This is a genomic window from Streptomyces europaeiscabiei (assembly GCF_036346855.1).
Taxonomy (GTDB): Bacteria; Actinomycetota; Actinomycetes; order Streptomycetales; family Streptomycetaceae; genus Streptomyces; species Streptomyces europaeiscabiei.
Window position 1 is genome coordinate 2,060,295 of the sequence record NZ_CP107841.1, and the last position, 23,920, is coordinate 2,084,214.

19 protein-coding genes are annotated in these 23,920 nt (G+C 71.8%); 10 read left to right on the forward strand and 9 right to left on the reverse strand.

The genetic code is table 11. The features are described 5' to 3' along the window. Window positions 1-21 precede the first annotated feature (21 nt). The 3 genes from OG858_RS08820 to OG858_RS08830 form a co-directional block, all read right to left on the reverse strand. Entirely contained in the window at window positions 22-804 is a 783-nt protein-coding gene (locus OG858_RS08820) for a 3-oxoacyl-ACP reductase (RefSeq protein WP_046709794.1), read from the reverse strand. Beyond that, entirely contained in the window at window positions 801-2,195 is a 1,395-nt protein-coding gene (locus OG858_RS08825) for an aldehyde dehydrogenase family protein (RefSeq protein ID WP_179201469.1), read from the reverse strand. The genes OG858_RS08820 and OG858_RS08825 overlap by 4 nt, the downstream gene beginning before the upstream one ends. Before the next feature lie 167 nt (window positions 2,196-2,362). Next, window positions 2,363-3,721 (reverse strand): glutamine synthetase family protein, encoded by a 1,359-nt coding sequence (locus OG858_RS08830; RefSeq protein ID WP_086753918.1) that lies wholly within the window; start codon window positions 3,719-3,721, stop codon window positions 2,363-2,365. A gap of 105 nt (window positions 3,722-3,826) precedes the next feature. Here OG858_RS08830 and OG858_RS08835 point away from each other — a divergent pair, with 105 nt between their 5' ends. The 3 genes from OG858_RS08835 to OG858_RS08845 all read left to right on the forward strand — a co-directional run bounded on the left by OG858_RS08835 (window position 3,827) and on the right by OG858_RS08845 (window position 6,964). Next, on the forward strand, window positions 3,827-4,573 hold the full coding sequence (locus OG858_RS08835; protein WP_086753920.1) for a FadR/GntR family transcriptional regulator: 747 nt from the start codon (window positions 3,827-3,829) through the stop codon (window positions 4,571-4,573). A 127-nt stretch (window positions 4,574-4,700) separates the two neighbouring features. Next, complete coding sequence (eat, locus tag OG858_RS08840; RefSeq protein ID WP_086753922.1) at window positions 4,701-6,140, forward strand: ethanolamine permease; 1,440 nt, start codon at window positions 4,701-4,703, stop codon at window positions 6,138-6,140. Window positions 6,141-6,271: 131 nt separating this feature from the next. Next, window positions 6,272-6,964 (forward strand): gamma-glutamyl-gamma-aminobutyrate hydrolase family protein, encoded by a 693-nt coding sequence (locus tag OG858_RS08845; RefSeq protein ID WP_086753924.1) that lies wholly within the window; start codon window positions 6,272-6,274, stop codon window positions 6,962-6,964. A gap of 899 nt (window positions 6,965-7,863) precedes the next feature. Here OG858_RS08845 and OG858_RS08850 read toward each other — a convergent pair. Continuing rightward, window positions 7,864-8,790: a LysR family transcriptional regulator gene (locus OG858_RS08850; protein ID WP_037701736.1), complete on the reverse strand. Its 927-nt coding sequence runs from the start codon at window positions 8,788-8,790 to the stop codon at window positions 7,864-7,866. Between the two features lie 70 nt (window positions 8,791-8,860). Here OG858_RS08850 and OG858_RS08855 point away from each other — a divergent pair, with 70 nt between their 5' ends. After that, on the forward strand, window positions 8,861-10,045 hold the full coding sequence (locus tag OG858_RS08855; protein WP_319067291.1) for a TDT family transporter: 1,185 nt from the start codon (window positions 8,861-8,863) through the stop codon (window positions 10,043-10,045). Here the strand turns inward: OG858_RS08855 and OG858_RS08860 are convergent. The 3 genes from OG858_RS08860 to OG858_RS48100 all read right to left on the reverse strand — a co-directional run bounded on the left by OG858_RS08860 (window position 9,972) and on the right by OG858_RS48100 (window position 12,425). Continuing rightward, window positions 9,972-10,715: a helical backbone metal receptor gene (locus tag OG858_RS08860; protein WP_086746617.1), complete on the reverse strand. Its 744-nt coding sequence runs from the start codon at window positions 10,713-10,715 to the stop codon at window positions 9,972-9,974. The two genes, OG858_RS08855 and OG858_RS08860, sit on opposite strands and share 74 nt — an antisense overlap. Window positions 10,716-10,722: 7 nt before the next feature. Further along, window positions 10,723-11,304, reverse strand: coding sequence for a helix-turn-helix domain-containing protein (locus tag OG858_RS08865; RefSeq protein WP_037701740.1), 582 nt, complete (start codon window positions 11,302-11,304; stop codon window positions 10,723-10,725). Window positions 11,305-11,708: 404 nt separating this feature from the next. Beyond that, window positions 11,709-12,425 carry a glycine betaine ABC transporter substrate-binding protein gene (locus tag OG858_RS48100; protein WP_179200788.1) on the reverse strand — a complete coding sequence of 239 codons (717 nt, stop codon included), beginning with the start codon at window positions 12,423-12,425 and terminating at the stop codon, window positions 11,709-11,711. Between the two features lie 447 nt (window positions 12,426-12,872). Between OG858_RS48100 and OG858_RS08870 the strand changes: the two genes are divergently transcribed. From OG858_RS08870 to OG858_RS08880, 3 genes are all read left to right on the forward strand, one after another. Further along, a complete protein-coding gene (locus tag OG858_RS08870) occupies window positions 12,873-13,817 on the forward strand; it encodes a 5'-3' exonuclease (RefSeq protein WP_086746620.1) in 945 nt (314 codons plus the stop codon). Between the two features lie 176 nt (window positions 13,818-13,993). Further along, complete coding sequence (locus OG858_RS08875; RefSeq protein WP_328545010.1) at window positions 13,994-14,839, forward strand: siderophore-interacting protein; 846 nt, start codon at window positions 13,994-13,996, stop codon at window positions 14,837-14,839. A 544-nt stretch (window positions 14,840-15,383) separates the two neighbouring features. Then, a complete protein-coding gene (locus OG858_RS08880) occupies window positions 15,384-17,000 on the forward strand; it encodes a serine hydrolase (protein WP_328545009.1) in 1,617 nt (538 codons plus the stop codon). Here OG858_RS08880 and OG858_RS08885 read toward each other — a convergent pair. Next, window positions 16,987-17,985 carry an N-formylglutamate amidohydrolase gene (locus OG858_RS08885; RefSeq protein ID WP_319263366.1) on the reverse strand — a complete coding sequence of 333 codons (999 nt, stop codon included), beginning with the start codon at window positions 17,983-17,985 and terminating at the stop codon, window positions 16,987-16,989. The two genes, OG858_RS08880 and OG858_RS08885, sit on opposite strands and share 14 nt — an antisense overlap. A 260-nt stretch (window positions 17,986-18,245) precedes the next feature. On the opposite strand from OG858_RS08885, the gene OG858_RS08890 reads away from it, so the two are divergent. From OG858_RS08890 to OG858_RS08900, 3 genes are all read left to right on the forward strand, one after another. Beyond that, a complete protein-coding gene (locus OG858_RS08890) occupies window positions 18,246-19,796 on the forward strand; it encodes an amino acid permease (RefSeq protein WP_319263367.1) in 1,551 nt (516 codons plus the stop codon). A 457-nt stretch (window positions 19,797-20,253) separates the two neighbouring features. Then, window positions 20,254-21,339, forward strand: coding sequence for a hypothetical protein (locus tag OG858_RS08895; protein WP_086748366.1), 1,086 nt, complete (start codon window positions 20,254-20,256; stop codon window positions 21,337-21,339). A gap of 46 nt (window positions 21,340-21,385) precedes the next feature. Then, window positions 21,386-22,327, forward strand: coding sequence for an RluA family pseudouridine synthase (locus OG858_RS08900; protein WP_086748365.1), 942 nt, complete (start codon window positions 21,386-21,388; stop codon window positions 22,325-22,327). A 45-nt stretch (window positions 22,328-22,372) separates the two neighbouring features. Here the strand turns inward: OG858_RS08900 and OG858_RS08905 are convergent, their stop codons facing one another. Then, window positions 22,373-23,842 (reverse strand): cytochrome P450, encoded by a 1,470-nt coding sequence (locus OG858_RS08905; protein WP_086748364.1) that lies wholly within the window; start codon window positions 23,840-23,842, stop codon window positions 22,373-22,375. Between the last annotated feature and the right edge of the window lie 78 nt (window positions 23,843-23,920).

Sequence of the window (23,920 nt, forward strand, 5' to 3'; positions counted from 1 at the left end):
TCCGTCGCCCTGGAGCGGGGTCTAGAGCGGGGTGACGTACGCGCCCGAGATGCCGCCGTCGACCAGGAAGTCGGTGGCGTTGACGAAGGACGAGTCGTCGCTGGCGAGGAACGCGACGGCGGCCGCGATCTCGGTGGCCTCGGCGAACCGTCCGACCGGGATGTGCACGAGGCGGCGCGCGGCGCGCTCCGGGTCCTTCGCGAACAGCTCCTGGAGCAGCGGGGTGTTGACCGGCCCCGGGCAGAGCGCGTTGACGCGGATGCCCTCCCGCGCGAACTGCACGCCCAGCTCCCGCGACATGGCGAGCACACCGCCCTTGGAGGCCGTGTACGAGATCTGGGAGGTCGCCGCGCCCATGCGGGCCACGAAGGACGCGGTGTTGATGATCGAGCCCTTGCCCTGGCGCCGCATGTAGGGGATCGCCGCCTTGCAGCACAGGTACACGGAGGTGAGGTTGACCTCCTGGACCCGCTTCCAGGCCTCCAGGCCGGTCTCCAGGATGGAGTCGTCGTCGGGCGGCGAGATGCCCGCGTTGTTGAACGCGATGTCGACGCTGCCGTAGGTGTCGTACGCGGTCCTGAAGAGCGCCTCGACCTGCTCGGCGTCGGTGACGTCGACCTTCACGAAGAGCCCGCCCACCTCCTCGGCGGCCGCCTTGCCGCGCGCCTCGTCCAGGTCGCCGCAGACGACATGCGCGCCCTCGGCGGCGAGCCGGCGCGCGGTGGCGAGGCCGATGCCGCTGCCAGCACCGGTGATGACGGCGGTGCGGCCGACCAGGCGGCGGCAGATGTTTTCTGAGGTCACTGTGCGGGGCCCTCCGTGCTGATGAAGACGTTCTTGGTTTCGGTGAAGGCGGTCAGGGCGTCCGGGCCGAGTTCACGGCCGATGCCGGACTGCTTGAAGCCGCCGAAGGGGGTCCAGTAGCGGACGCTGGAGTGGGAGTTGACGGACAGGTTGCCCGCGCGGACGGCCTGGGAGACGCGCAGCGCGCGGCCGACGTCCCGGGTCCAGATGGAGCCGGAGAGGCCGTACGGGGTGTCGTTGGCGAGCCGGATCGCGTCGGCCTCGTCCTCGAAGGGGAGGACGACGGCGACGGGGCCGAAGACCTCCTCGGCGGCCACGCGGGCGCCGGGATCGACGCCGGTGAGGACGGTCGGCGGGAACCAGAAGCCGGGGCCCTCGGGGGCCTTGCCGCGGATGCCGGGCGCGTCCGGGTCGACGTACGAACGGACACGGTCCAGCTGGACCTTGGAGATGAGCGGGCCCATCTGGGTGGCCTCGTCGGCCGGGTCGCCGACGCGGACGGACTCGATTCCGGGGACCAGGAGGTCGAGGAAGCGGTCGTAGACGGAACGCTGGACGAGGATGCGGGTGCGGGCGCAGCAGTCCTGGCCGGAGTTGTCGAGGAACGACATGGGGGTGGCCGCGGCGGCGGCTTCGAGGTCGGAGTCGGCGAAGACGATGTTGGGGCTCTTGCCGCCGAGTTCAAGGGTGACGCGCTTGAGCAGCGCGGAGCCCTTGGCCAGCACCTGTTTGCCCACGGCCGTCGACCCGGTGAAGACGATCTTCGCGACGCCGGGGTGCTCGACGAGGGCGTTGCCGGTGACGCGGCCGTGGCCGGGCAGCACCTGGAACAGGCCCTCGGGAAGCCCCGCCTCGCGGGCCAGCTCGGCGAGGCGGAGCGCGGTGAGCGGCGTCGTCTCGGCGGGCTTGAGGATCACCGCGTTGCCGGCCGCGAGCGCGGGGGCGACGCCCCACGCCGCGATGGGCATCGGGAAGTTCCAGGGGGCGATGACCCCGACGACGCCGAGCGGTTCGAGGAGGGTGACGTTGAGACCGCCGGCCACCGGGATCTGACGGCCGGTGAGCCGCTCCACGCCGCCCGCCGCGTAGTCGAGCAGGTCCCGGACGTTGCCGGCCTCCCAGCGGGCGTTGCCGATGGTGTGCCCGGCCTCCCGGACCTCCAGCAGCGCCAGCTCCTCCAGGTGCTCGTCCACGGTCGCGGCGAAGCGGCGCAGCAGCCGGGCACGGTCGGCGGGGGCCGTGGCGGCCCACCGCCGCTGGACCCCGGTCGCCAGGGCCACGGCCGCGTCGACGTCCGCCGCGCCGGCGGCCGGAACCGAGGCGACGACCTCCTCGGTGGCGGGGTTCAGTACCTGGAGCTGCTGCTCGTACTGCTGGGACTGCTCGGACAAGACAGGACCTCTCACAGCGGGTGCGTCACGGACGTGCTCGGTGCATCACGGACCTCGGTGCACCGCGGACCTCGGTGCACCACGGACGTGCTCGGTGCATCACGGACCTCGGCGAGTCACCGACCTCGGCGAGTCACCGACCTCGATGAGTCACAGACCTCGATGAGTCACAGACGTTCGAAGGAACGGCGCAGCTCCCAGTCGGTCACGGCGGCGTCGAAGGCGGCCAGTTCGACGCGGGCCATGTTGCTGTAGTGCGCGACGACCTCGTCACCGAACGCGGCCTTGGCGATGGGGCTCTTCTCCCACAGCTCGGCGGCCTCGCGCAGGGTGGTCGGCACCTGGTCGTACCCGGCGGCGTACGCGTTGCCCGTGCACACCTCCGGCAGTTCGAGCTTCTGCTCGATGCCGTACAGCCCGGCCGCGATCAGCCCGGCGACGGCGAGGTGCGGGTTGACGTCACCGCCGGGGAGGCGGTTCTCGAAGCGCATGGAGCGGCCGTGGCCGACGACCCGCAGCGCGCAGGTCCGGTTGTCGTAGCCCCAGGCCACGGCGGTCGGCGCGAAGGAGCCCGGCTGGAACCGCTTGTACGAGTTGATGTTGGGCGCGTAGAGCAGCGAGAAGTCTCGGAGCGCGGCGAGCTGTCCGGCGAGGAAGTGGCGCATGACGGGCGACATGTCGTGGCCGTCGGCCATCACGTTGGCGCCGTCGGCGTCCGCCAGGGACAGGTGGATGTGGCAGGAGTTGCCCTCGCGCTCGTTGAACTTCGCCATGAAGGTGAGCGAGACGCCCTCCTGCGAGGCGATCTCCTTGGCGCCGGTCTTGTAGACCGCGTGCTGGTCGCAGGTGACCAGGGCCTCGTCGTACTTGAAGACGATCTCGTGCTGGCCGGGGTTGCACTCGCCCTTGGCGGACTCGACGGTCAGCCCGGCGGCCTCCATGTCGTTGCGGATCCGGCGCAGCAGGGGCTCGATGCGCCCGGTGCCGAGGACCGAGTAGTCGATGTTGTACTGGTTCGCCGGGGTCAGACCCTTGTAGCCGGCGTCCCACGCCTGCTCGTAGGTGTCCTTGAAGACGATGAACTCCAGCTCGGTGCCCACGTTGGCGGTGTAGCCCAGTTCGGCGAGGCGCTCCAGCTGGCGGCGCAGGATCTGGCGGGGCGCGGCGACGACCGGTGAGCCGTCGTTCCAGGCGAGGTCGGCGATCAGCATCGCCGTGCCTTCGTTCCAGGGCACCCGGCGCAGGGTGCTGAGGTCCGGGTGCATGGCGAAGTCGCCGTAGCCGCGGTCCCAGGAGGACATCGTGTAGCCGTCGACGGTGTTCATCTCGGTGTCGACGGCGAGCAGGTAGTTGCAGCCCTCGGTGCCGTGGGCGAGCACGTCGTCGAGGAAGAAGCGCGCGGCGAACCGCTTGCCCTGGAGGCGCCCTTGCATGTCGGGGAAGGCCAGGACGACAGTGTCGATCTCACCGCCCGCGACGAGGGCGTGGAGTTCCTCGACGGTGAGCGGGGGTGTGCGGTCTGCCACGGGAAAGCCTCCTAGAAGCTTCTTCGGCCACCCCGGAGGCATTCAGCCATCCGGGAGCCATAAGGTATTACCCGTAACCATTAGTTGGGAAGGGGCAACGGCCACATGTCGCAGACAGGGGCGGAACCGGGCACTCCCTGGGCCGACGACCGGCTGGCGTCCGTACTGCGGCCGGTGCGGGCGGGCAACGGCTTCGAGGAGGCGCTTGAGCAGATCATGCAGGTCGTCCGGCTCGGCCTGGTGCCGGGCGGCGAACGGCTGCCGGCGGAACGCGAGTTGGCCGAGCGGCTCGGGATCAGCCGGGTCACGCTGCGCGAGGTGCTGAAGGTGCTGCAGGACCAGGGGCTGATCGAGGCCCGGCGCGGGCGCTACGGAGGGACGTTCGTACTGCCGCGCGTCGACACCCCGGGCGAGGACGAGCTGCGCCGCCGCCTGAAGGGCATCGACGTCGAGGACACCCTGCGCTTCCGCGAGGTGCTGGAGGTGGGCGCGGCGGGACTGTGCGCGGCACACGGCCTGACCAGCGAAGAGGTCGAGAGGCTGCGTGCGGCCCTGGCCCGTACGCACAACGCGCCGCTCACGGAGTACCGCCGCCTGGACACCCTCCTGCACCTCACCATCTCCGAGCTGTCCGGCTCCCCGTCGCTCGCCGGCCAGTACGCGGCCGTCCGCGCCGGGGTCAACGACCTCCTCGACTGCATCCCGCTGCTGGTGCGGAACCTGGAGCACTCCCAGCAGCAGCACGCGGCGCTGGTGGAGGCCGTTCTCGACGAGGACGCCGAGGCCGCGCGGGAGATCATGCGGGAGCACTGCTCCGGTACGGCGGCCCTGCTGCGCGGCTTCCTCGGGTGAGCCCGCCCACCCGAACGAACATCCCGAATGAGTACGGATTTACGCTCGCTTAACGCAGGGGTATTGCTTTTCGGCCACCCACCCCACAAAGGTATGGATCCATTCCTTTGAGTGGGGAGAGTGCGCCATGTCCCTGAAAGACACGGACACCGCCGATGCGGCGGACGACTACCTGGAGCGCCGAACGCTCCGCCGGGGCAGCGCCGGCTGGGTACTGCTGACCGGCCTCGGCGTCGCCTATGTCGTCTCCGGCGACTTCTCCGGCTGGAACCTCGGCCTGGCGGAGGGCGGCTTCGGCGGCCTGGCGATCGCCACGGTGCTCATGGGCACCATGTACGCCTGTATGGTCTTCGCCCTCGCCGAACTGTCCGCGATCCTGCCCACGGCGGGCGGCGGCTACGGCTTCGCACGTCGGGCGCTCGGCCCGTGGGGCGGCTTCCTGACCGGCACGGCGATCCTGATCGAGTACGTGCTCGCCCCGGCCGCCATCGTGATCTTCATCGGCGACTACGTCGAGTCGCTGGGCCTCTTCGGCCTGACGTCGAGCTGGCCGGTCTATCTGGTCTGCTTCGCGCTGTTCATCGGCATACACCTGTGGGGCGTCGGCGAGGCCCTGATAGTCACCTTCGCCGTCACCGGTTTCGCGGTCTTCGCCCTGATCGTGTTCGCCCTGGGCGCGCTGCCCGACTTCAGTGTGTCCGCGCTGGACGACATCCCGGTCGACTCCGCCGCGCTCGGCGCCAGTTCGTGGCTGCCCATGGGTTTGCTGGGCATCTGGGCGGCGTTCCCCTTCGGCATGTGGTTCTTCCTGGGCGTCGAGGGTGTGCCGCTGGCCGCCGAGGAGACCAAGGACCCGGCTCGTGCCCTGCCGAAGGCGATCCGCTGGTCGATGGGCATCCTCGTGGTGCTGGCGGTGATCACCTTCTTCGCCGCGGCCGGGGCGCGCGGCTCGAACGCCATACAGGCGGCCGGCAACCCGCTGGTCGAGGCGCTCCAGCCGGACGGCAAGGTCACGGTGCTCAGCCGGTTCGTGAACTACGCCGGGCTGGCCGGGCTCGTCGCGTCGTTCTTCTCCCTGATCTACGCGGGCTCCCGGCAGCTGTTCGCCCTCTCCAGGGCCGGTTACCTCCCTCGGGTCCTGTCCCTCACCAGCAAGCGCAAGGCCCCGTACCTGGGCCTGCTGGTGCCGGGCACGATCGGCTTCGTGCTGGCCGCCGCCACCGGCGACGGCGGCCGGATGCTGAACATGGCCGTCTTCGGCGCCACGATCAGCTACGCGCTGATGTCCCTGTCGCACATCGTCCTGCGCCGCCGGGAGCCGGAGCTGGAGCGGCCGTACCGCACGCCGGGCGGGGTGGTGACCTCCTCGGTCGCCCTCGTCCTCGCGTGCTCGGCGCTGGTGGCGACCTTCCTGGTGGACGTGACGGCCGCGATCATCGCGCTCGTCGTGTACGCGGTCGCGGCGGCGTACTTCGGGCTCTACAGCCGTAAGCACCTGGTGGCGAAGGCACCGGAGGAGGAATTCGCCGCGCTCGCCGCCGCCGAGGCAGAGTTGGCCCGGGACTGATCGCGCCGCGCCACACGTGTGGAACCGGCACGGAACCGATCATTCCGTTCCATGGGTTCAACCAGCTCCATGGATTCCACCGGTTCCATGGGTTCCACCAGTTCCATGAGTTCCATGAGTAGGGAGCACGCGTGACCAGGCCGCTGATCGGTGTGAGTACGTATCTGGAGTCCGGCGCGCGCTGGGGCGTCTGGGAGCTGGAGGCGGCCCTGCTGCCGGTCGGCTACCCCCGGCTCGTGCAGGCGGCGGGCGGCGTCGCCGCGATGCTGCCGCCGGACGACCCGTCGTACGCCGCCGGGGCGGTCGCCCGCCTCGACGGCCTGGTCATCGCGGGCGGGCCCGACGTGGACCCCGCCCTCTACGGGGCCGAGCGCTCCCCGCGCTGCGGCCCGCCCGCGCCCGAGCGCGACGCGTGGGAGCTGGCCCTGATCCGGGCGGCGCTGGACATCGGCACGCCGCTGCTCGGCATCTGCCGCGGTATGCAGCTTCTGAACGTCGCCCTCGGCGGCACGCTGGTCCAGCACCTCGACGACCACGTCGTCGAGGTCGGCGTCTTCGGCCGCCATCCCGTGAAGCCCGTACCCGGCACCCGGTACGCGGACATCAACGCCGAGGAGACCGACGTACCGACCTACCACCACCAGGCGGTCGACCGGCTCGGCGCCGGCCTGCTGGCCTCGGCCCACGCCTCCGACGGCACGGTCGAGGCCATCGAACTACCCGACCCCGCCTGGGTCCTGGGCGTCCAGTGGCACCCCGAGATGGGCGAGGACGTACGGGTGATGCGGGCCCTCACGGAGGCGGCGTCCTGCCGGGTTCTTTGACTCACCGGGACGCCGTCGGGACGGGCGAGCCGGGGCGGCGCCAGGGTTGGGCCGTCCACGGCACGGGCCGAGGCCCCTCCCGGGCGGAGGACCCTGCCCAACCGGACCCCTACCGGACCGGCCGCGAAGCCAAGTCCTGAGCCGGCCCGTCCGGGGGCCGCGATGAGGGCTGAGCCGGCCCGTCCGGGGGCCGCGATGAGGGCTGAGCCGGCCCGTCCGGGGGCCGCGATGAGGGCTGAGCCTCCTGTCCGAGCCACGGAGCGGGCCGCGCCCCTTCCCCCGTGGGCCCCGCTCTGCGCTCCGGCCCTCCCCCGCGCCGGACCCCCTACCCGATCCGCGTCCTCAGCCATTCCGGTGCCGCGTCGCCCTGGACGCGCTGGAAAGGGCGGAGGCGCGGGATGCCTGGGACCGGTGGCCGACGGGAGTTCTCCGGTCAGGAAGCTGGTAGCCCGCGAAGGCCGCCAGGGTGGCGGTCACACCGTCCGGGTCGGCGTCCCTCCCCAGGGGGTGGGCCGTGGTCACCGTCTCGGGGTCGGGTCCGCCCGGGAATCGCCGTCTACGCGCGACTCCGGGGCCCTGACGCAGGGCAGCAGCAACAGGAGGTCGAACCAGGGTGCGGCCCCGCTGCGGGCCTGCGGCCGGTCGACGGGCAGGGCTTCCCAGGGCGTACGGACACCGGCGGCGGGCGGGGCGGTGGAGGTCGCGCCCGCCGCGGATCCGTAGTGGTTGCTCGCGCGGTTCCCCGCGCCGCTGGTGGGCCGCAGGCCCCTTCCAGGGGCGCGGGGAACCGCGCGACAAGCCCCCACCCGCCCGCAGCCGACCGAAGACGTGAACGGGGTCGAAGGGGCAAAGCCCCTGGAGGAGGGGACGGGTAGGGGCGGCGGGGGCGAAGACCGCCCTCATCCGCCGACCGCGGTCCCCCGGGTGAGCCCCAGCAGATCCCGCGCCGGGCCCGTGGGCCGGTGTCCCGTCGGCCACACCGCCCGCAGGGCCCGCCGCAGGCGTACGCCGTTCAAGGGGATGCGGACCAGGCGGCGGGCGGAGAGCTCCTCACCGAGGGCCAGTTCGCTCAGGACGGCCGGGCCGGCGCCGCTCAACGCGGAGGACTTGACCGCGGTGGTGGAGGAGAGCTCGATGAGGGGGCGGGCCAGGCTGCCGAGGGCGTCCTCCAGGACCTGCCGGGTGCCTGAGCCCTTCTCACGGAGGATCAGCGGCGTGGCGGCCAGTTCGGCCGCGTCCAGCGGCTTGCGGCGGCGGGCCCAGGGATGGCTGGGCGCGGTCACGACGATCAGGTGGTCGTGGGCTATCACGGCCGCGTCCAGCCCGGCCGGGACGGTCGGCCCCTCGACGAAACCCAGGTCGGCCTCGTCCGCGAGCAGCCGCTCCGCGACGACCGTCGAGTTGCCCGCGAGGAGCGACACCGCCGTGTCCGGACGCGCGGCGCGCAGCGCGATGAGCCAGCCGGGCAGCAGATACTCGGCGATGGTCATGCTCGCGGCGACCCGGAGCCGGGAGTCGCGCCGGTCCCGCAGCGCCTGTGCGCCCACGTCGAACGCCTCGGCCGCCTCGACGATCCGCCGGGCCCAGTCCGTGACGAGCGCCCCCGCGTCGGTGAGCCGGGACCCGCGCGGCGACCGGTCGACCAGGGCGACGCCGAGCTGGCGTTCCATCGAGCGGATCCGGCTGCTCGCGGCCGGCTGGGTGATCCCCAGCTCCCGCGCCGCCCGCCCGAGCGAGCCGAGGCGGGCCACGGCCAGCAGCAGTTCGAGCGCCCCGAGATCCGGCACCCGATGGGCCAGCCCGCCCCGCCCCTCGCTCTCACTCATAACCCCAGCTTATGTCCCCATACAACCGAACTCCCTGGTGGGCCTCGCGCGGCAGCGGGACGCTCGCATCATGGTCACCGCAGTACGCCCGGCCCGTACGGTTCGCCCCACCCGGCCGGCCCGTCCGTCCACGGCCCGGCCCCGCCGCCTCCCCGCCCTCCGCCACCTCGGCCCCCACTGGTACGCCCCGGTCATGGGCACCGCGATCGTGGCGTCCGCCGGTGCTGGGCTCCCCCTGGGCGTCCCGGGCCTGCGGACGGCCTGCGCGGCCTTCTGGGCGCTCGCGCTCGTCGCCCTGCTCGTCCTGCTCGGCGCACGCGCCCTGCACTGGACCCACCACCGCGACCAGGCCCGCGCCCACCTCCTCGACCCGGCCGTGGCCCCCTTCTACGGCTGTCTCTCCATGGCCCTGCTGGCCGTGGGCGCCGGTGCCCTCGTCGTCGGCCGGGACCGGATCGGGGTGCGGGCGGCCGTCGCACTGGACGTCGTGCTCTTCGGCGCCGGGACGGCCGTGGGCCTGGTCGCCGCCGTGGTGGTGCCGTACCTGATGGTCGTCCGCCACCGCATCGAGCCGGACCGCGTCACCCCCGTACTGCTCCTCCCCCTCGTCGCGCCCATGGTCTCCGCCGCACTCGGTCCGCTGCTCGTCCCGCACCTGCCTCCCGGGCAGGCACGGCAGACGCTGCTGTTCGGCTGTCTCGGGCTGTTCGGGCTGAGCCTGCTGGCCACGCTGCTCGTGCTGCCGCTGGTGTTCGGCCGACTGGTCACGGCGGGGCCGCTGCCGCTCGCCCTCACACCGAGCCTGTTCCTGGTCCTGGGGCCGCTGGGGCAGTCGACCACCGCCGTAGGCAACCTCGCCGACGCGGCCCCCGGCGCCGTACCGGCCCCGTACACGCACGGCTTCACCGCGTTCGCCGTCCTCTACGGCGTGCCCGTCATGGGCTTCGCACTGCTCTGGCTCGCCATCGCCGCGGCGATGGTCGTGCGGGCCCGGCGGCGGGGCATGGGGTTCTCGATGGCGTGGTGGGCGTTCACCTTCCCGGTCGGCACCTGTGCGACCGGCGCGGAGGGGCTGGCCCGGCACACGGGGCTCGTGGCCCTCGACGTCCTCGCCGTCGCGCTGTACGCGCTGCTGCTGGCGGCCTGGGCGACGGCCGCCGCGTCCACCCTGCGCGGGCTGGTCAGCGGCGAGCTGCTCGCAGCGCCGCGCCCAGCACCTGCGGAGCCTCGGCCAACGACGGCCCGTACCAGGTGAGATGACGGCCGCTCACCAACGCGCACGGCAGCCCGGGGAACGCCTCGGGGCCGTCGTCGGCGGTGAAGAGGTACGGCTCGTCGGGCAGGACCACGACATCGGGGGCGGCGGCCCGCAGCTCCTCCACGGGGATCCGCGGATAGCGCTCCGTGTGCCCGGCGTACAGGTGGTCCACGCCGAGCCGGGCGAGCACGTCACCGGCGAAGGTGTCCCGGCCGAGGACCATCCAGGGCCGGCGCCAGATGGGCACCACGGCGGTCGTACGACGGCCGGGACCGCCCACGGTGCCCGGCAGCCGGGACCACGCCGACTCGGCCTCGTCCAGCCAGCGCGGCCGGGACCGGGCCCCGCAGGCGCGCAGCACGCGGTCCAGTTCGGTGATGGCGCCCGGCACGTCCCGCACCTCGGTGACGAGGACCTCGACGCCCGCCTCCCGCAGCGCGGTCAGGTCGGGCTCGCGGTTCTCCTCCTCGTTGGCGATCACGAGGTCCGGAGCGAGCCTGGCGATGGCGTCGGTCCTGGGGTTCTTGGTCCCGCCGATCCGTACGACATCAAGATCACTCGGGTGGCCGCACCAGTCGGTGGCGCCCACCAGAACACCGGGCAGCGAGACGGCGACGGCCTCCGTCAGTGACGGGACGAGGGAGACGACGCGGGACACGGAGCGCACGGCGACGTCACGCTCCCCGGCGGTGACGGTCCTCCAGGGCCTCGATGTGGTCCGCGACGGCCACCACGATCACCCGGGTCTCCGGCTCGGTGGCCCGCCAGCGATGCCGTACGCCACCGGACATGTACAGCGTGTCGCCGCGGCCGAGGCGGTGGGCACGGCCCTCGGCCTCGACCTCGACGGCCCCGTCGACGACGTACATCAGCTCGTCGTTGCGGTGCTGGACCTCACGGCCCTCGTCGTGGTCGCCGGTGAACTCCATGGCGTGCAACTGGTGGTGCCCGCGCACCAGGGAGCGCGAGCAGGAGTCGGGGGGCGTGAACCCGTCCTCGTCGGCGGCGCGTACGACGTCGACGCTGCATGCCGGGTCGGCCGCGGCGAGCAGTTCGACGGCGGTGGTGCCGAGGGCGTCGGCGATGCGGTCCAGCGAGGGTCTGCTGGGGCGGGCCCGTTCGTTCTCCACCTGGCTGAGGAAGGGGACCGACAGGCCGCTGCGCTCGGCCACGGCGGCGAGGGTGAGCTGCTGCGCCCGGCGTCGCCGCCGGACGGCCGCGCCCACCCGAAGGGGCTGTTCTTTGTGGTCGCCCATCGCTCCGGCTCCCTCCTTCGCTCGTCGGTCGGCTGTCGCACACCCACCGGGTGGGCTCGCGAACACTCACTGGTCCGGTACGGATACCACCCGTCCGGCACTCATCGGGCGCGCTTCTCCCGAAGAGTTCTCTGCACCCTACGCATGTTCGGCAAACCGTTTCATGCGCCCGTCACATCCCTGTAAACCGGCAGGGGGTCCATGCTCACACTTCACGCCAGTGGAACCACTGTCCCACCTCCGCTCTCGGGGCCCCTCGCGCGGCACGGAAGGGGTGCCGGTCGCCACGGCGACCGCGCAGGGTGGCCCGTCCGGTACGCCCCGTCACCGGACGCCAGGTGTACGTCCGGCGCGTGCCGAAGTCGTCCCGCGCAGCCACGACACGGTCCGGCCGGTCACCGGACTCACCCTCCGGGGCGCGAAGTCGTGGGCCGTGGCGCGGAGTTGCTGATCCGCGTGCGGCCCGCCCCGCCTGCCGGGGGAGCTCCGCATCCGGGGGGCTCGGGTGGCCCCATCGTTGTCCGGATCCTTCTCGTACGCCAGTACGTGACCACTCTCGCCCGTTCGGGGCGGCTCCGCACGACGGAGCCACCGCGTGCGGCTGCTTCACGGGGACATCCCGTCGACGATGCCCGGATGCGCGTCGATCCAGTGCCGACGCCCTCGTCCTCCTGGGCCACCCCGGCTTCCGGATCGCCCGTTCCGGACTCGTCAGCTCGTCCGGGGGCATGTGCCAGGTCACCCGGCCAGACGTTCAGCTCGGAGTACTTCCCGGGGAAGCCCTTGGTGGCGAGCGTACGGATCCGGTTGTCGGCGCCCCGGGCCTTCTCGGGGTTCTTCCGGTATGCGCGGTCCAACTGGGCGAGCATCGCGGAGGTGTTGGACCTGACCAGCTCGTATTCGCCGTCGAGGCCGTATACGTTCCGAACCTTGCTCTCGCAGGGCTTGGTCTCGCCCGCGCCGGGCTCGATGCCGTAGATCCCGCCCTTTGAACTGATCGCCCCTGCCCGAGGTCGTCGAGCGACGTCACGCCCTTGACGTAGGAGGGGACGGCGATCTCCAGCGAGGTCTCGTCGTACCGGCTGCCGTGGTCCTTCAGCCAGTTCCGGTACATCGCCCAATACGAGGCGTGCGTGGCCGACAGCCGGGAGTTGGTCGTGCCGATCGGGCGGCCCCGGCCGACGGCCGCGGCGGCCTCGTCGCCGACGTCGGGCCTGCCGAAGGCGGTCAGGCCGCAGGCGACCGGCGCGATGACGAGCACACCGACGACGGCGACCGGGGTGGCCGGCTTCCAGCGAAAGACCCTGAAGCCGCCGACGGCCGTTCGGCCTCGGCGAGCGCGTGACGGGTCGGTGGTCTCGGAACCCGCCCGGCGCTGCTCCGGGGCCGCGCCCGCCCCCGGCCCCACCGTCCGAAACGCGTCAGTGGTCCGCTTCACAGGGCATTTCACCGCAGGCAAGGGGTACTCACGGGAAGCCGGAAAGGGGTACGCACGGGAAGCGGGCCAGGGGCGCTCACGGAACGCGTGCGCGGGTGTCACGGGCGGTTGCGTCGGGAGCCGTGTGTCGGTGGCGTACGGCATGATGCGGGGCGTGACCCGACGCCTGATGCTTCTCGACACCGCCTCGCTGTACTTCCGCGCGTACTTCGGAGTGCCGGAATCCGTGAAGGCCCCGGACGGCACACCGGTGAACGCCGTGCGCGGGCTGCTCGAATTCATCGACCGGCTGGTCAAGGACCACCGGCCGACGGACCTGGTGGCATGCATGGACGCGGACTGGCGGCCGCAGTGGCGGGTCGACCTGATCCCCTCCTACAAGGCTCACCGCGTGGCCGAGGAGCGCGCGGCCGGGCCGGACGAGGAGGAGGTGCCGGACACCCTGTCACCTCAGGTGCCGGTCATCGAGGCGGTGCTGGACGCCCTCGGCATCGCGCGCGTGGGCGTCGCCGGGTACGAGGCGGACGACGTGATCGGCACCTTCACCGCCCTGGCGAAGGACCCGGTCGACATCGTCACCGGCGACCGCGACCTGTACCAGTTGGTCGACGACGGGCGCGGGGTGCGGGTGCTGTATCCGCTGAAGGGCGTGGGCACGCTGCAGCTGACCGACGAGGCGTGGCTGCGCGAGAAGTACGGGGTGGTCGGGCGCGGGTACGCGGATCTGGCCCTGCTCCGCGGCGATCCGAGCGACGGGTTGCCGGGCGTGCCGGGCATCGGTGAGAAGACGGCGGCGAAGCTGCTCGACCAGTTCGGCGACCTGGCCGGGATCATGGCCGCGGTCGACGACCCGAAGGCGAAGCTCACGCCTTCGCAGCGCAAGAGGCTCGACGAGGCGCGCCCCTATGTGGCGGTGGCGCCGAAGGTCGTGCTGGTGGCGGCCGACGTACCCTTGCCGGACGTCGACACGGCTCTGCCGCGCGAACCGCGGGACCCGGCGGCGGTGGAGGCGCTCGCGGCGCGCTGGGGACTCGGCGGATCGCTGCAACGGCTGCTCACGACACTGCGGACGTGACGGAGACGCCCCCGCGGGTGGGGCGTACGCCGGAGGGTGGGGTGACACTTCGGTGGTGAGGACTCTGAGGCGCGATTCACATCGTGAAGTCCTCACAGACGCCTCAAGAGTGGGGCGCCGGCAAGGGGGAGATGATAACTTAGGTAAGCCTTACTAGGTTTTTTTGGGAGGCCGTCATGGCAGAGCGCCCGGTACGCAGGACCCCGAAGCCCCACTCCGCGCGAGTCGTCCGCACCGAGCGGCTCACTCCGCACATGCAGCGCGTCGTACTCGGTGGCGACGGCCTCGCCGAGTTCTCCCCGCGCGGCAGCACCGATCACTACGTGAAGCTCCTGTTCGGCCCGGAGGGTGTCACCTACCCGGAGCCCTTCGACATCGAGCGGATCCGCGCGGAGTTCCCCAGGGACCAGTGGCCCGTGACCCGGACGTACACCGTGCGCGCCTGGGATTCCGAACTGGCCGAGCTGACCCTCGACTTCGTGCTCCACGGCGACGAGGGCCTCGCCGGCCCCTGGGCCACGCGCGTCCAGCCGGGCGAGCTGATCCGTTTCCTCGGCCCCGGTGGCGCCTACGCGCCCAACCCTGAGGCCGACTGGCATCTCCTCGTCGGCGACGAGAGCGCCCTGCCGGCGATCGGGGCGTCCCTGGAGGCCCTCCCGGACGGCGCGCGCGTCCACTCCATCGTCGAGGTCGCCGGGCCCGAGGAGGAGCAGAAGATCAACTCCGATGCGGAGGTCGTCTGGCTGCACCGCGGTGACCGCCCGGTCGGCGCCGCTCTGGTCGAGGCCGTACGCGCGCTGAAGTTCCCCGAGGGCCGGATGCACGCCTTCGTCCACGGCGAGGCGGGCTTCGTGAAGGAGCTGCGCCGCCTGCTGCGCGTCGAACTCGCCGTCCCCCGCGAGGACTTGTCGATCTCCGGCTACTGGCGCCTGGGCCACGACGAGGACGGCTGGCAGGCGTCGAAGAAGGAGTGGAACGCCCGCGTCGAGGCGGAGCAGGAGGGCACACCGACGACGGCGTGAACGCGGGGCCTGGTGACCGGCCGACCGGCCGACATGACCTCGGGTGACCGGCCGACCGGCCGACACGACCTCGTACGAGGAAGGCTGCCTGCACGGCTTCGGGCGACCCCGGCCACCGCGCCCGCGCCCGCACAACAGCACGGGTCACCGGCGGCTCGGCCCCAGGCATCCCGCTCGGAACCCGGCGACCGGCCGACCCGACACCGTACGAGTCCGGCAACACGACCTCATACGGCCCGGCGACTGCACCGCATTTCACCCCACGGGACACCGACGGCCCGGCCCGCATCACCCCACGGGACACCGACGGCCCGGCCCGCGTGACCCGTGCGGTTCGGCAACCCGGCCCGCGTGACCTCGTACGGACCGGCCACCCCGCCCGCACGACCTCGTACGGACCCGCCACCCCGCCCGCACGACCTCGTACGGACCCGCCACCCCGCCCGCACGACCTCGTACGGACCCGCCACCCCGCCCGCACACCCCCGCGACCGCGCCCCGTCCTCCGCAGGACAAAGACCGGCTCACCCGTTTGAATGAACTCATGGCTGTTCGGCAGACGAGGGCACGCCGCAGAAGCAGGATCCGGGGCGCGACGGCCCTGGCCTCGCTCCTCGTCCTCGGCGTTGCCCCGTACGGCATCGGCACCGCCTCCGCCGCGCCCCCGCCGCAGCCGCCGCCCCAGCTCACGCAGGAGGACGTCGACCGGGCGGTCGATGCCGTCGACGGCATCGTCGAACGCGGCATGGACCGGACCGGGGTGCCCGGCGTCGCGGTGGCCGTCGTGTACAAGGACCGGGTCGTCCACCTGGACGGCTACGGCAAACGGCACGTCGGCCAGGACGGCCGGGTCGACCCGGACACCGTCTTCCAACTGGCGTCCCTCTCGAAGCCGCTGGCCTCGACCGTGGTCGCCGGGGCCGTCGGCGACAAGGCCGTCGACTGGGACGACCCGGTGGCCGAACACCTCCCCGGTTTCGTCCTCAAGGACCCCTGGGTGACCGGCCACGTCACCGTGGCCGACCTCTTCTCCCACCGCAGCGGCCTGCCCGACCACGCCGGGGACCTCCTGGAGGACCTCGGCTACGACCGCGAGTACATCCTCGAACACCTGCGCCTGGAGCCGTTGACGCCGTTCCGCGCGAGCTACGCGTACACCAACTTCGGGGTCACGGCAGCGAGCCAGGCCGTCGCCGACTCCGCCGGAACGACCTGGGAGAAACTCGCCGAGGACACCCTCTACAAGCCGGCCGGCATGGACGCCACCAGCTCCCGCTTCAGCGACTACGAGGGCGCGAACAACAAGGCCTTCGCCCACGTCCGCGAGGGCGGCACCGAGAGCGGGGACACCGGCGACTGGGAGGCACGGTTCGTACGGGACGCCGACGCCCAGTCCCCGGCGGGCGGCGCGAGCTCCACGGTCCGCGACCTCTCGCTCTGGCTGCGGCTCCAGCTCGCGAACGGCGAGCTGGACGGCGACCGGATCATTGCCGCCGACCCCCTCGAACGCACCCACCTCCCCGAGATCGTCTCCACCCCGCCCCCCGCACCGGCGGGCCGCGCCGGTTTCTACGGCCTCGGCTGGAACGTCTCCTACGACGACCTCGGCCGCCTCCGCCTCAGCCACTCGGGCGCCTTCGCCCTCGGCGCCAACACCAACGTCACGATGCTGCCCGGCGAACAGCTCGGCATCGCCGTCCTCACCAACGGAGCGCCCGTCGGCCTCGCGGACGCCGTCTCCCTCGACTTCCTCGACACGGCCCAGCACGGCAAGCCGACCGAGGACTGGCTGGACCTGGCGGGCCGGCTCTACGAGCAGGAGGCCCAGGAGGCCCGCTCCCCCACCGACTACTCCAAGCCCCCGGACGACGCCTCCGACGCCCGCGCCGACTCCACCTACACGGGCACCTACGCCAACCCGTACTTCGGCCCCCTCACGGTCACCGAGACCAACGGCGACCTGACCATGCGCCTCGGCCCGAAGCCCATGACCTTCCGCCTGACCCACTACGCGGGCGACACGTTCCACTTCGAGACGGTGGGCGAGAACGCGAGCGGCCCGTCGGGCGTGACGTTCAAGGGCGACGAGAACGGCAGGGCGACATCGGTGACGATCGAGGCGTTCGACGAGAGTGGGCTGGGAACGTTCAGACGGTCGTGAGTACGTCCACCAGCCGGGCCAGCGCGTCCGCGAGCACCCCGACCCCCGGCCCCGCCGCCCCGCCCGGCTCGGTCATGTAGACGTCCCGGCGGATCTCGATCATCAGGGCGGTCACCCGCGGGTCGTGCCCGTAGTACTTCAGCGGGACGTACGCGCCCCCGAAGGGACTGTCGACGCCGGTGCCACCGAACCCGGCGAACGCCTCCCCGGCGGCGGCCGTCAGGTAGGCCGGGGTGTGGAAGGGGTCGGTGCCCAGGCAGACGGGCGGCCGGGGACCGTCGCCGTGGAGTTCGTAGGGCAGGGGCTCGCTCGGATACGAGTGGACGTCGACGATCACGGCCCGGCCCACGGCCGCCAGCCGGTCGGTCACGGCATCGGTCATGGCTGCGGCGTAGGGATGGAAGTAGCGGTCGATGAGCGACTGCCCGCCACCCGGCGAGTGCCCACCACCCAGCGGCTTGCCGCCACCGAGCGACTGGCCACTACCCGGCGGCTGCCCGCCACCGAGCGACTGCCCGCCACCCGGCGGCTGCCCGCCACCGAGCGATTGCCCGCCACCCGGCGGTTGTCCGTCGCCGAACGACAGGCCGTCGCCGGGTGACAGGCCGTCGCCGAACGGCAGACCGTCCCGTCCCGCCGGGCGGAGCACCTCCCCGTGCGTGGTCCTCGTGTAGACCGCCCCCATCCCCACCGCCAGCATCTCCTCCCGCTCGTCCGGGAACCGCTCGGGGTCGACCACGAGCCGGGACAGCTGATTCACGAACCTCCAGGGGCGCACGGCCGACCGCTCGGCGGCCCGCTCCGCGACGCGGTCCGTGTACGCGTCGGTGATGTGGTCCAACTCCCGTTCCAGCGCGGCGTCGTCGAGCACGATCCCGTCCCGTACGTCCGCCGGGATCACCCGTGAACCATGCGGCACATGCAGCAGCACGGGCGACTCGGGCGCACCCGGGAGAAGCCGGTAGGAGGGCGGCACGTCATTCATCCGGGGATCGTCGCACAAGGCCCCCGACGCGCGCGGAGGCGAGGGGCACCGACGCACCCACCACCGCTCCGAACCCCTCACTCCCCTGTCATGACCCCAACTCCCCACCCCTGAATCGATCGTGAGGATTTGGGCTCGCCCCGGACACGGTCGCGTGACACGTGCGACACAGGCCTCCCCTAATTTCTGTCGCCCGACAGGAATTCGCGCCCGCCGGTGCGCGAATGCTCGCGCCGCTTGTGCGAAAGCAGGTTGCCGCCATGACGAGCACCGCCCCCCAAGTCCGTCCGGAGCCACCCCACTCCCCCGACGACCGTTCCCTGACCGAGTTCGGCTACCGCCAGGAACTGCACCGCAGCATGCGCGGGTACGCCTCGTTCGCCGCCGGTTTCTCCTTCATCTCGGTCCTCACGACCGTCTTCCAGTTCTTCGCCTTCGGGTACGCCTTCGGCGGCCCGGTCTTCTTCTGGACCTGGCCGGCTGTACTGATCGGCCAGCTGCTGGTGGCCGCGTGCTTCGCGGAGCTGGCGGCGCGTTACCCGATATCGGGCGCGATCTATCAGTGGTCGTCCCGCCTGTCCAACCCGACGTTCGGCTGGTTCGCCGGCTGGATCATGGTGATCGGGCAGATCGTGGTGGTCGCGGCGGCCGCGCTCGCGCTCCAGATGGTGATGCCCGCGATCTGGTCGGGCTTCCAGATCGTGGGCGGCGACCCGACGCCCACCACGCCGACGGGCGCGGCGAACGCGGCCGTCCTGGGCGTGATCCTGCTGGCCCTGACCACGTTCGTGAACATCCTCGACAACCGGGTGCTGTCCGTGGTCAACCGGGTCGGCGTGACCGCCGAGATCATCGGCGCGATCCTGATCGTCGTCCTCCTTCTCACCCACGCCGAGCGCTCCCCCGGCATCACCTTCCACACGGCCGAGGGCAGCACCGACCTCCTCGGCGCCCTGCTGGTGGGCTCGTTCATGGCGGCGTACGTGATGATCGGGTTCGACAGCGCGGGCGAGATGAGCGAGGAGACCCACCACCCCCGCCGCACCGCGCCCCGCACGATCCTCACGGCACTGGGCGCGGCCGGTCTGCTCGGCGGTCTCCTCGTCCTGGCCGGTCTGCTCGCCGCGCCCAGCCTCACCGACGGCAGGCTGGGCGTGGACGGCCTGAGCTACGTGCTGACCAGCAGTCTCGGCGACGGCGTGGGCCGCTTCCTGCTCGCCGACGTGGTGGTGGCGATCACCGTGGCCACGCTCGCGATCCAGACGTCGGCCTGCCGCATGCTCTTCTCGATGGCCCGCGACGGCCGGCTCCCCTTCGCCGGGCGACTCGCCAGGGTCAACCCGCGCACGGGCATGCCCACCGCCCCCGCCGTGGTCGTCGGCATCCTCGCCGCCGCCCTGCTGCTCCTCAACTTCGCCTCGCCGGAGGCGTTCCTGGCCATCGGCACCACCTGCATCGTGATGTTGTATCTGGCGTACGCGATGGTCACCGGCCCGCTCCTGGTACGGCGCCTGAAGGGCACCTTCCCCTCCGCCGGCACCGACGAGACCGGCAAGCCCCTCTTCTCCCTCGGCCGCTGGGGCATCCCCGTCAACGCCCTCGCCCTCCTCTACGGCCTCTTCATGACCGCCAACCTGGCCTGGCCCCGCGCCGAGGTCTACGACCCCGCAGGCGGCCACTGGTACTTCCAGTGGTTCACCCTCCTGTTCCTGCTCGCCACGGTGACCCTCGGCCTCCTCCACCACCTGACCCGGGCCCGCCGGGCGCGCGCTGCGGGGAAAGCCGCCCCGGCGCCACCGGAGCAACCTTGAAAATCGAACGGTCTGATCGAAGCAGGGGACATCTCCAGCCATCCTGCGTATCATTCATGACAAATTTTCAACCGAATGCGCCCCTTATGTGCCGCAGTACGCTCGCCGTACGCCCCTTCACGGCGAGCGGCCATCGCCCGCACGCTGGGATTGCAGCCAGAAGTGGGGACTTCTTGCGGAGGCTCGGGCTATGGCGACAAGTGGCGTTGCGGTCTCGACAGTTACCCCGGACATGCTCGCTTGGAAAGGCTCCGTACGACAGGCTCTGGAGCGGCTCTCAGGCGCGAGGGGGATTCAGGAACTGCTGCATCGGTCGCACGCACTCTGGTGCGGACCGGATTGTGATCGCGGTACGACTTGTTCGTTCCTGCACTACCCGCGGAGCCCGGCGAAGGCCGTCCGTCCCGCGACCACGAGGTCCCGTTACAACAAGCAGACCGCTCACCTGTACGCCGTCATGGGCGAGCACGGATACGCCGGCCCGGTCGCCCAGTGCCACGAGGTGAACGTGTGGCCGCTGCTGGAGAAGGTCACGGAACGGTGGGACGCGGCACGGGGACGAGGCGGCAGAATTCCCGAGCACTACGCCGACTGGACGAAGAAGCGTGACGCCAAGGCCGCCGACACGGTGTCACGCGCCTGCCGGGACACCCTCCAGTGGATGGCCTGCTGGTGCGGTGAGCGATTCGACGCGGACCCGCTGGGGCTCCACTACATAGCCTTCGCCACCATCATCGACGACATCTGCATACCCCCGCTCGACCTGGTCCAGGGCCGCTTTCGCATGTACGGCAGGTCCGTGCCCGACCTGGTGCGGGCGATGGACACGGCCGGCTGGGGGCGCGACGCGGTCCATGCGCTGCTGTCACTGGTCCGGCAGGCCATCTTCCAGTACGCGGAGAAGATGGACTACCTGCCGGGGGACGACCACGTCGGGCTCCAGGAGGCGCTGAACGACTCGCCGAACATGTGGGACGGGGTCATGTTCCGGGGCAACACCGGCAACGCGTACGGGACCGCCATCATGGTGGCCCGGAACAGCGCGACGGGACCCGTGTCCTTCCCCTGGCTCATGGACAGCGCGATCTGTGACTGCCTCTCCATGGATCTGTGCAAGTCGACGCTCGGCATCTACTCGGCGGACGACCACCAGCCGACGTCGAGCAAACACCGGGCGGAGGAGCGGAAGGCCAGCTACCGGTCGATCTACCTCGACCTCATAGACGACCTGGTCTTCACGGGCGCACCCGAGCCGCTGGTCCACTTCGGCCGCAGCGGTTTCCTCTTCGTGCAGATCCAGGACCGGTACCAGGAGCGCCGCCAGGGCAAGCGATTCCCGCTGGCTCCGCCGATGGTCCGCGAGCTCGAACGGCTCTTCGGCGAGGTACCGACGGACGACTGGCTCGACCAGGCGTTCACCGCGGCGAACCGCCTCCGCCTCGCCGGGGTGCACGGTCCCACCAGCACGCCGGACGTCGAGCAGCCGCACCGTCTCCACCCGAGCGGGCGGCAGGACCCGCAGGCCACACGACTCCTCGCCTGAACAAGCGTGCAGGGCCGGGCCACGCCCGCTCGTATGCTTGATCGTGATGAGACGCCGTACCCCGTCCCCGCCCCCTCCCCTGCCGCAGCGCGACGGGGTCGATCCGGTGCGGGTGCGGTTGCCGGCCGGGGACGCGTGGGCGACCGTACGGGATCACCTCGTGGCACGGCTGTCGGCCGGGGCCGGGGTGATCGACGCGATGCTCGACGCGGGGCTGATCGTGGACGTCACCGGGCGTCCGGTGCCGCGGGACATGGTGTACGTGCCGGGCATGTCCGTGTGGTTCCACCGGGAGCTGCCCGCCGAGGAGCGGGTGCCCTTCGCGATCGACGTGCTGTACCGGGACGAGCATGTGGTGGTCGCCGACAAGCCGCACTTCCTGGCCACCACCCCCCGCGGCAGCCATGTCACCGAAACGGCCCTGGCCCGGCTGCGCAGGGAGCTGGGCATCCCGACGCTCGGCGCCGCGCACCGGCTGGACCGGCTCACCGCCGGGGTGCTGCTGTTCACCGTGCGGCCCGGCGAACGCGGCGCGTACCAGTCGCTGTTCCGGGACCGGCGGGTGAGGAAGGAGTACGAGGCGGTCGCCCCGTACGACCCGGCGCTGGTCCTGCCCCACACCGTGCGCAGCCGGATCGTGAAGGAGCGCGGGGTCATGGCGGCGTACGAGGTCGAGGGAGAGCCGAACGCCGTCAGCCGGGTCGAGTTGCTGGACCACCGGGACGGGCGTGCCCGGTACCGGCTGGTGCCGAATACCGGGCAGACACATCAACTGCGGGTGCACATGAACGCGTTGGGGGTTCCGATCCTCGGCGATCCCCTCTATCCGGTTCTCACCCCGCCCGTGCCGGCCGGTGACTTCCGGCGTCCGCTCCAACTGCTGGCGCGGAGCCTGGAGTTCACCGACCCGGTCACGGGGTTCGAGCACCGGTTCGTCAGCCCGCGCGTGTTGCGGGCCTGGTCCTCGTACGAGGAGTGGGCGGCGTAGGCCGGGCACGGGGTGCGGGCGGCACGGGCCTGGCGCCCGGTCGGCTCAGTTGCCGCCGAACCAGCGCACGATGCGCCGGAACAGTCCTGGCCGGCGGGCCGGTTCGGGCTGCGGCGCGGGCTCGGCCGTCGTAGCGGGTTCCGGGGTGACGGCCTGCGGCAGTTGTGTGCCGCCCCGCCGCTGGTGCGGGGGCTTCGGCGGCACCGGGTTGACGGCGGGCCGCTGCATGACGTCCTGCTGGGGCCTCGGCGCGAACGTCACCGGCAGCTCCACCAGGTGCCGGTTGGAGATGGACTCCCGCCACCGCAGTTCGTCCTCCGGGCAGGCGAGCTGGATGTCGGGAACACGGGTCAGCAGCGCGTCGACGCCCACGTCGGCGATGGCGCGGCCGATGTCCTGGCCCGGGCACTCGTGGGGGCCGCCGCTGAAGGCGAGGTGCGAGCGGTTGCCCTGCATGTTGGCCTTGAGGTCGGGACGGACGCGGGGGTCGACGTTGCCCGGCGCCATGCCGAGGAGGAGCCCGTCGCCCTTGCGGATGCGCTGGCCGCCCAGCTCGGTCTCCTGCTTGGCGAAGTAGGCGAAGACGGTGCTGAACGGAGGTTCGTCCCACAGGGACTGCTCGACCGCCTCGGGCACGGTCATCTGACCGCCCTTCAGCTGGGCGCGGAAACCGGGATCGGTGAGCACCACGCGCAGCACATTGGCGAGGAGGTTGGCGGTGGCCTCGTAGGCGGCGAGGAGCACCACGCGGAGGTGTTCCCTGACCTCGTCGTCGGTGAGCCCGGCCGGGTGCGTGATGAGGTGGCTGGCGAAGTCCTCCTGGGGCTGGGCGCGGCGGCGCGCGGTGAGCCGGTCGAGAACCTCCATCACGTAGGCGTGGCTGACGAGCGCGGTCTCGCTGCCCTTCAGGCAGTCGCGGGCGGCGTGCACCAGCCGTTCGTCGTACGAGTCGGGCATGCCGAGGATCTCGCACATCACCGCCATCGGCAGGTGTTCGGCGAACTGGCCGACCAGGTCGGCGCTGCCGTCCTCGCAGAACTTGTTGACGAGGTGCTGGGTCGCGCGGTTGATGTAGCGGCGGATGCCCCGGTGGTCGATGGTCGACATGGCGCCGGTGACCGCTCCGCGCAGCCGCAGGTGCTCGTCGCCCTCGGCATGGGCGCAGATGGGCTGCCAGGCGAAGTGCGGCATGAGGGGGTGGTCGGGCTTCACGGTGCCCTCCCGCATGGGGGACCACAGCCGGGTGTCCTTGCAGAACTGCGACGGCGTACTCACCATGTGCAGGTTCTCGCCGTGTCCGAGCACCACCCAGATCGGCACGTCGTCGTGGAGCAGCGCGGGGGCCACCGACCCGTGCTCCGCGCGCAGTTTCTCGTACACGGCGCCCAGGTCCTCCGCCTCGGGGCCGTAGAGCCGGCGCAGTCCGCCGGGGCCCATACCGTGGGCGGGGCAACCGGGGGGAGGCGCGAGCGTGGGGTCGTCCGTGCCGGTGAGGGAGTTTGATTCAGGCGTCACGGTGATCGCTTTCGAACTGAGGTGGATCCGGTGTCCGGATGTCGTTGGGGTCCTAGGGGACGTGCGGGCCGTACGGGG

Excerpts from the sequence above, each read along its gene's own strand:
- OG858_RS08835 (WP_086753920.1), top strand. The coding sequence starts at position 3,827 with ATGTCGCAGACAGGGGCGGAACCGGGCACTCCCTGGGCCGACGACCGG.
- eat (WP_086753922.1), top strand. The coding sequence starts at position 4,701 with ATGTCCCTGAAAGACACGGACACCGCCGATGCGGCGGACGACTACCTG.
- OG858_RS08850 (WP_037701736.1), bottom strand. The coding sequence starts at position 8,790 with ATGAGTGAGAGCGAGGGGCGGGGCGGGCTGGCCCATCGGGTGCCGGAT.
- OG858_RS08855 (WP_319067291.1), top strand. The coding sequence starts at position 8,861 with ATGGTCACCGCAGTACGCCCGGCCCGTACGGTTCGCCCCACCCGGCCG.
- OG858_RS08865 (WP_037701740.1), bottom strand. The coding sequence starts at position 11,304 with ATGGGCGACCACAAAGAACAGCCCCTTCGGGTGGGCGCGGCCGTCCGG.
- OG858_RS08875 (WP_328545010.1), top strand. The coding sequence starts at position 13,994 with ATGGCAGAGCGCCCGGTACGCAGGACCCCGAAGCCCCACTCCGCGCGA.
- OG858_RS08880 (WP_328545009.1), top strand. The coding sequence starts at position 15,384 with ATGGCTGTTCGGCAGACGAGGGCACGCCGCAGAAGCAGGATCCGGGGC.
- OG858_RS08885 (WP_319263366.1), bottom strand. The coding sequence starts at position 17,985 with ATGAATGACGTGCCGCCCTCCTACCGGCTTCTCCCGGGTGCGCCCGAG.
- OG858_RS08890 (WP_319263367.1), top strand. The coding sequence starts at position 18,246 with ATGACGAGCACCGCCCCCCAAGTCCGTCCGGAGCCACCCCACTCCCCC.
- OG858_RS08895 (WP_086748366.1), top strand. The coding sequence starts at position 20,254 with ATGGGCGAGCACGGATACGCCGGCCCGGTCGCCCAGTGCCACGAGGTG.
- OG858_RS08900 (WP_086748365.1), top strand. The coding sequence starts at position 21,386 with ATGAGACGCCGTACCCCGTCCCCGCCCCCTCCCCTGCCGCAGCGCGAC.